Annotated in this window: 2 protein-coding genes; both read left to right on the top strand. The window is 64.0% G+C overall.

The genetic code is table 11. The annotated features are described in order from the left end of the window. The coding region (locus JWG43_RS20925; protein WP_205244399.1) for a hypothetical protein at positions 1–182 on the top strand (182 nt) is incomplete at its 5' end. Next, positions 166–433, top strand: a 268-nt coding sequence (locus JWG43_RS20920) for a hypothetical protein (RefSeq protein ID WP_205244398.1), incomplete at its 3' end; no start/stop codon positions are given. The genes JWG43_RS20925 and JWG43_RS20920, both read left to right, overlap by 17 nt.

Below are 433 nucleotides of genomic sequence, written 5' to 3'. Positions count from 1 at the left end.
CTGAGAGAATAGGGCACATTGAGAACGCCGCCGAAGACGGTCGCCGCGAATTGGGGGATAGACTGCGGCGCCAAGGTCGCATCGACCGGCTCATCAGGCAGCAGCGCCGCGATTTCGGCTTCGGTCGCCGGCGGTCGTTGGGGTGTCTGCGCAGTACGCCTCGGTATGGACAGACGTTCTGACGGGTTGCGTGCTCCGGCGACAGCCGCATCAGAACCGGTCGGCACAACATCACCGCCGCTGCGCGCATCTTCTGCACGATCGGGCATGCGAGTCGTGGTGGTCATCGTCGGGAATGCGGCGCAACCGGCCAGAAACAGAGGCGTCAGGCAAACCGCCGCCATCAGCGACGAGGCTGTTCCCTTCGAACGTGGGGCGGTGAACAACTTGGACATAGACAACTCCTGCGCGCCTCAGCCGTACAGACGGACCA

The organism is Desulfobulbus alkaliphilus (genome assembly GCF_016918545.1).
Classification (GTDB): domain Bacteria; phylum Desulfobacterota; class Desulfobulbia; order Desulfobulbales; family Desulfobulbaceae; genus Desulfobulbus; species Desulfobulbus alkaliphilus.
This window is presented reverse-complemented; position numbering and strand designations above follow the sequence as displayed.